The 5,972-nt window shown below is 30.9% G+C and carries 9 protein-coding genes; all 9 read left to right on the top strand.

Annotated features, from left to right (window positions below; translation table 11 throughout):
- The first annotated feature begins 161 nt into the window (after window positions 1–161).
- The 9 genes from AC1RYN_RS13850 to AC1RYN_RS13810 all read left to right on the top strand — a co-directional run bounded on the left by AC1RYN_RS13850 (window position 162) and on the right by AC1RYN_RS13810 (window position 5,972).
- Window positions 162–785, top strand: coding sequence for a class I SAM-dependent methyltransferase (locus tag AC1RYN_RS13850; protein WP_481807431.1), 624 nt, complete (start codon window positions 162–164; stop codon window positions 783–785).
- 2 nt (window positions 786–787) lie between these two features.
- The gene (locus AC1RYN_RS13845; protein WP_481807430.1) at window positions 788–1,606 is read left to right on the top strand and encodes a PhzF family isomerase; all 819 of its coding nucleotides are present in this window, start codon (window positions 788–790) and stop codon (window positions 1,604–1,606) included.
- 222 nt (window positions 1,607–1,828) lie between these two features.
- On the top strand, window positions 1,829–2,716 hold the full coding sequence (locus tag AC1RYN_RS13840) for a DUF4349 domain-containing protein (protein WP_481807429.1): 888 nt from the start codon (window positions 1,829–1,831) through the stop codon (window positions 2,714–2,716).
- A gap of 9 nt (window positions 2,717–2,725) precedes the next feature.
- Window positions 2,726–2,911 carry a hypothetical protein gene (locus tag AC1RYN_RS13835; protein ID WP_481807428.1) on the top strand — a complete coding sequence of 62 codons (186 nt, stop codon included), beginning with the start codon at window positions 2,726–2,728 and terminating at the stop codon, window positions 2,909–2,911.
- Window positions 2,912–3,130: a GNAT family N-acetyltransferase gene (locus AC1RYN_RS13830; protein ID WP_481807427.1), complete on the top strand. Its 219-nt coding sequence runs from the start codon at window positions 2,912–2,914 to the stop codon at window positions 3,128–3,130. It begins immediately after the preceding gene.
- 342 nt (window positions 3,131–3,472) lie between these two features.
- On the top strand, window positions 3,473–3,652 hold the full coding sequence (locus tag AC1RYN_RS13825) for a hypothetical protein (protein WP_481807426.1): 180 nt from the start codon (window positions 3,473–3,475) through the stop codon (window positions 3,650–3,652).
- A gap of 86 nt (window positions 3,653–3,738) precedes the next feature.
- Complete coding sequence (locus AC1RYN_RS13820; protein ID WP_481807425.1) at window positions 3,739–4,197, top strand: DUF6896 domain-containing protein; 459 nt, start codon at window positions 3,739–3,741, stop codon at window positions 4,195–4,197.
- Window positions 4,198–4,232: 35 nt separating this feature from the next.
- Window positions 4,233–4,967: a class I SAM-dependent methyltransferase gene (locus AC1RYN_RS13815; RefSeq protein WP_481807424.1), complete on the top strand. Its 735-nt coding sequence runs from the start codon at window positions 4,233–4,235 to the stop codon at window positions 4,965–4,967.
- A 102-nt stretch (window positions 4,968–5,069) separates the two neighbouring features.
- The gene (locus tag AC1RYN_RS13810; RefSeq protein ID WP_481807423.1) at window positions 5,070–5,972 is read left to right on the top strand and encodes a serine hydrolase domain-containing protein; all 903 of its coding nucleotides are present in this window, start codon (window positions 5,070–5,072) and stop codon (window positions 5,970–5,972) included.

Raw genomic sequence — 5,972 nt, 5'->3', positions numbered from 1 at the left:
TATGCCCTCTACTTGGTTCAGTTACATATGCTAAGGTTAATACATGCTAGTATTCTATAGGAGGCGAGACACCTTATTTTCGTTAAGCTAAAAATGGCCTAATAACTCCTATAATAAGAATGTTACATGTAGTTATAAAAGCAATAAACCCTACAGAAATTATGAATAATTCTTGGACCGAAAGATGGAATGACAGATATAGTACAGATGAATTTGCTTATGGTGAACATCCAAACAACTATTTAAAAGAACAATTAGAAAAACTAAATACAGGAGCAATCCTTTTCCCTGCTGAAGGCGAAGGTCGAAATGCTGTTTTTGCAGCCAAACTTGGCTGGACCGTTTCGGCATTTGATATAAGTATCGAAGGAAAAAATAAAGCTTTACGACTTGCCAAAGCAAATAATGTGAGCATTGACTATCAGGTTGGCGAATTACAAACATTAAATTATACTCCTGAACAATTTGACGCAATTGCCTTAATTTATGCGCACTTTCCTGGCAATATTAAATCATTGTACCATAAAACACTTAGCAGCTATTTACACAAAGGAGGATTACTAATTTTTGAAGCATTCAGTAAGAAACATATCGAATACAATTCAAAAAATGAAAAAATTGGTGGGCCAAAAGAACTGGACATGCTATTTTCTATTGATGAAATAAAAGCTGACTTCCCTGATTATGATATCATCGAATTAACAGAGAAAGAAATAGAATTAAACGAAAGTCTTTTTCATAACGGAAAAGGTTCGGTAATACGATTTGTGGGTCAAAAAAAGTAACAATGAAAAAAAGAATAGCATACCAAATTGATTCTTTCACAAAAGAAAAATTTAAAGGAAATCCGGCAGGAGTAGTTGTAAATGCCGAAGGACTGAATGATTACCAAATGCAACAAATAGCAAGAGAATTAAACAACTCCGAAACTGCCTTTCTGTTCCCTCCAGATGATGATGATTGCGATGGAATAATAAGATACTTTACACCGAGTACCGAAGTTCCAATTTGCGGACATGCTACAATTGCAGCAATGTATGCAAAAGCAATTGAAGACAATTTAGATTCTTGTGTATTAAAATTTAAAACCAAGATTGGTATTCTTCCTTTTGAAATTATCAAAAATAATGGAGATTATCAAGTTGTAATGACACAAGGAACTTTTGAACTAAGTCCAACATTCGATAAAGAGATAACCAACAAAATACTAACTGCATTAGGTTTAGAAGAATCAGACACTGATAAAAATTGCCCTATTCAGATAGCATCTACAGGGCATTCTAAAGTTATGATAGGAATTAAAAGCCGAAAAAAACTAAACAATTTATCACCAGACTACAATGCATTAACCAACTTAAGTACAACCATTAACTGCAATGGCTATTTTGTCTTTACTTTTGATTCAGATGACCAAGACATTTTAACCTATGGACGAATGTTTGCCCCAGGAATTGGTATAAATGAAGACCCAGTTACAGGTAATGCAAACGGACCATTAGGAGGATATTTGATACAAAATAGAATTGTTGATTTTAAAGACAATACATTTGAATTTAATGGTCGGCAAGGTGAAAAAATCGAACAGACTTGGCATAATAAATGTTAAAGTTAAGATTGAAGATGACAAACCAGCATTAATTCAAATAAAAGGTGATGCTGTAGTTGTATTTAGAACCGAAATAGAAATTTAAAGGCAGTTCATAAACTCCCTTAGTATCTTTTATTCTTATATAAGATGCATCTAATCTTACAATATGTTATTTTTTTTAAATATAAAAAACTATATTAGTTGAGCATTTTTTATCATCAACGCCAAAATCAATCATATATGAAACCAACTTCTTTTAGTGTACTATTTCTTTTATTGATAGTTTTATTTTCTTGTAACTCTAGCGGCAATGACGCAAAATACGCTGTTGCAGCAGATGCTACATTGTCTGAAGAACCAGCAGCTGTAGAATCTGCAGCAGAACTATCAATGCCTGAAAAAGACAAAGCAACAGAAAAAGACGATGCAGTACTCAAAACTGTTAAGCCAGTATTAATTAAAAAGAAAATCATAAAAGACGGAACCATTTCGGTTAAGACAAATGATATTGCAGTAAGCAAAAAAAGCATAGACGAATTATTGAAGAAACTAAACGCCTATTATGAAACTGAAGATCTTCAAAATAACGATCAGTCAATCTCTTATAATTTAAAAATAAGAGTTCCTGCTGATAATTTTGAAAAACTAATTTCTAGTATCGAAAGTGGCAAAGACGAGCTAACAAATAAAAGTATCCAAGCAAGAGATGTAACCGAGGAATTTGTCGATATTACAACTCGTTTAGCCAATAAAAGAGAATATTTAAAACGCTATAAAGAGTTACTTTCGAAAGCTTCAACAATAAAAGATATTCTTGCTATTGAGGAAAACATTCGAGTAATCGAAGAAGAAATAGAAAGTAAAGAAGGACGTTTAAAATACCTTAGTGATCAAGTATCATTTAGTACTTTGACCTTAACCTTATATAAAGAAAAAGAATATGTATATAAGCCGCAAGCTCAAGACAAATTTTCGGAAAGAATTAAAAACTCTATTAGTGAAGGATGGACCTCTATTATTGATTTTTTACTTTGGACTATTGCCATTTGGCCATTTATCATCTTAATAACTGGTATTGTATATATTGTCCGAAAAATTAAAAGAAAACGTAAAAATAAGGCACTATAATAAAATACTATGAAAATCGTAGAGATCAGAAAAAATGACCTTGGCTCTTTAAGAAATATATTTCTTAAAGAAAGACAAACAACATTTTCGTGGGTAGATACGACTACATTTAGCTTACAGGATTTTGACATCGAAACAAAAGGAGAATATATTCTAACTGCAATTTATGACAATATTGTGATGGGATTTATTTAAATGTGGATAGAAGATAATTTTATTCATCATTTGTATGTAGATAAAACGTACCATGGAAAAGGCATAGGAACTCAGTTATTGAAAGCTGCTATTAATAAATCTGACTTTCCTGTTACTTTAAAATGTTTGGAGAATAATACACAAGTAGTAATTTTTTATAAAAGCAAAGATTTCATCGAAAAAGGAAAAGGGCAATCTGAACAAGGTTTCAATTATTGAAGAACCTAGAATAACATCATTTTAATTCGATTGTTTTCTGATAAAACAGACAAAGAACAATTCTGAAAATATTTAATTTTGTCTAATCTTGATTTTGGCTATATAATTCAGTAAATTCTATGCTTAAATCTTTCAATCTGTTTCTATAACGAATAAACAGAGAAAAAATTAAATTTTATATTATTTATGAAATACAAAAAAACTTTAATCACATTTCTATTATTCATACTATTTTATATACTATTTATTTCCCCATTCTTAATAAATTCGTGGGGATATATAATTGATAAAAATTACCACATCCCAAAAGAATCTAATCTATTTATCTTTAACGCTACTGTCATGCAAAATGGTTCTAGCGATGCTTGGATATATGGAGAAGACTATAATAATTATTATTACAACGGAGGTTTAAAATCCGAAGATATTATTTCGATATCCAAGAAAAAGACAAAAAACTGTCCAGATTTTAATCCTGTAAATATATCTTTCTGGTGTGGAGTGAAATCTACTCCTCAATAGGTTTTTAATTCCCAGATTACAAACATAAATATCTCTGAAAATTTCAACCAATATCCTTAACAATAAATCCTATCTCAAAATTAACTATGAAAACATTTCAAAATGAAATAACAATTGAGTTATTAAATGCCATGGATGAATTTAAGACTATAGCTGAACAACTGATTAATAAAGTAATCAATGAAACAAAGCAACCTGAAATTGAAGCAATCGAGAAAGGGAATTATGACGAAATCGAAAATGCCGATTTCTTAAACGGAGAAAAGATATTATCTGATAATTGGTATTATGATGTTCATGGAGAACATTGTATGTTTGAAAACACAATAACCGGACAAACGTTAGAAGTTTCTCTTGGTCATAAAGAACATATTGCAAATTTAGATCCTTATTTTTTCTATAATTTCCTTAAAACAACCGAGCATCTTGCACATCTTGCCAAGCACTTTGAAAGTCCTTTTAAAGATATGTTGAATTTATTTGAAGATTTAGAACAGAAAAAATTACTAAAAAACATTTATAGAATTGGATATAGAAAAATATAATCTATAGCTCTTCTCTACAAAAAACAATACCGCACATGAAACAGAATAAATACGACGACGAATCCTTTTTTGAAAATTATGGTAAAATGCCCCGTTCTGCCGAAGGATTAAATGCCGCTGGCGAATGGTATATTTTACGCGAAATGTTACCTGAATTTAAAGCCAAAAATGTTCTTGATCTAGGATGCGGATATGGCTGGCATTGTATTTATGCCAAACAACAAGATGCCACAAAAGTCGTTGGCGTCGATTTGTCTCAAAAAATGATTGAAAAAGCTAAAGAGAATTCAAAAGACTTAGCAATAGATTACAGACAAATGGCAATCGAGGATATCAACTTTAAGCCAGAAGAATTTGATATTGTGATTAGCTCACTTGCTTTTCATTATGTAGAAAATATAAAAGAAATTTTTGATAGAATCAATACCTATCTAAAAAAAGGAGGAAGCTTTGTTTTTTCAATGGAACACCCCGCATTTACCTCTCGTCCAGAGCAAGATTGGTTTACTGACTCAGATGGAAATCGCCTGCACTGGCCAATAGATAATTACCAAGATGAAGGTATAAGACATACACATTTTCTAGGTCATGAGGTAATTAAATACCATCGAACTTTTGAAACTATTGTAAACACCTTAATCAATGCAGGTTTTACAATTAAACAAATATCAGAACCAAAACCTTCAGAGGAAATACTGGAGAAATATCCTGAAATGATTGACGAAGCCAGAAGACCCATTTTTATATTGATTTCGGCGGTTAAGAATTAAACTTAATATTTAAATAAAATAATTATCTGAATAGTAAGACATTGATAAAATGATTTTTGTAACAAAAGAATTCATATTACGTCATATAAAAAATCATCAATCATGACAATCAAAACAATCAATCATTATTTATTACTGTTATTTTTTCTAGCATCGCTCTCATTATCAGCTCAAGTTGATAAAAAATCAGATATATATAAAACTATTATTTCCAGAGATAGTTTGCTCTTTAAAGTGGGCTTTAATACTTGCGACATCAATCAATTTGAAACATTACTAACCGAAGATTTCGAATTTTTCCATGACGAAGACAGCATATCAAACAAAAAAAAGTTCTTATATAACCTTCGTAACGGATTGTGTACTCCTTCTAAAACCTATCAATTAAGAAGAGATTTAATTCCTGGAACTACCGAAATTTATCCACTTTATAAAAACAAAGTACTCTATGGTGCAATACAAATAGGAATGCATCAATTTTATAGAATAACTACTGACAAAAAAGAAACTCCAGGAAGTATTGGTCGTTTTACACATTTATGGCTGCTACAAAAAGGAACTTGGAAACTATCACGATCACTTAGTTACGACCATCAAAACAATAGTACTGAAACAAATAAAACTGCATTTTTTGACAACGATGTTAAAATTGAAAAATGGCTTAAAGAAAATAACGTCCCAACTCTAGGTCTTGGAATAATCAATGCTGGAAAACTACAGCAGATTAAAATATTTGGCGAACTAAAAAAAGGAATAGCAGCACCATACAATACCATTTTTAATATTGCTTCACTTACCAAACCAATCACTGCAATGGTAACTTTAAAATTAGTCAGCTTAGGTAAATGGAACTTAGATGAACCTCTTTACAAATATTGGATTGACCCAGATATTGCAAATGACCCTAAAACAAAAAAACTTACTACAAGACTCATATTAAGTCATCAAGCAGGAGGTGCTGCCTCCCTAACAACAGGAGCATGTATTAACCTTAGCAATACATAA

The organism is Flavobacterium sp. TC780, assembly GCF_056783245.1.
This window is presented reverse-complemented; position numbering and strand designations above follow the sequence as displayed.

Excerpts from the sequence above, each read along its gene's own strand:
- AC1RYN_RS13840 (WP_481807429.1), top strand. The coding sequence starts at position 1,829 with ATGAAACCAACTTCTTTTAGTGTACTATTTCTTTTATTGATAGTTTTA.
- AC1RYN_RS13810 (WP_481807423.1), top strand. The coding sequence starts at position 5,070 with ATGACAATCAAAACAATCAATCATTATTTATTACTGTTATTTTTTCTA.
- AC1RYN_RS13825 (WP_481807426.1), top strand. The coding sequence starts at position 3,473 with ATGCAAAATGGTTCTAGCGATGCTTGGATATATGGAGAAGACTATAAT.
- AC1RYN_RS13815 (WP_481807424.1), top strand. The coding sequence starts at position 4,233 with ATGAAACAGAATAAATACGACGACGAATCCTTTTTTGAAAATTATGGT.
- AC1RYN_RS13850 (WP_481807431.1), top strand. The coding sequence starts at position 162 with ATGAATAATTCTTGGACCGAAAGATGGAATGACAGATATAGTACAGAT.
- AC1RYN_RS13830 (WP_481807427.1), top strand. The coding sequence starts at position 2,912 with ATGTGGATAGAAGATAATTTTATTCATCATTTGTATGTAGATAAAACG.
- AC1RYN_RS13820 (WP_481807425.1), top strand. The coding sequence starts at position 3,739 with ATGAAAACATTTCAAAATGAAATAACAATTGAGTTATTAAATGCCATG.
- AC1RYN_RS13835 (WP_481807428.1), top strand. The coding sequence starts at position 2,726 with ATGAAAATCGTAGAGATCAGAAAAAATGACCTTGGCTCTTTAAGAAAT.
- AC1RYN_RS13845 (WP_481807430.1), top strand. The coding sequence starts at position 788 with ATGAAAAAAAGAATAGCATACCAAATTGATTCTTTCACAAAAGAAAAA.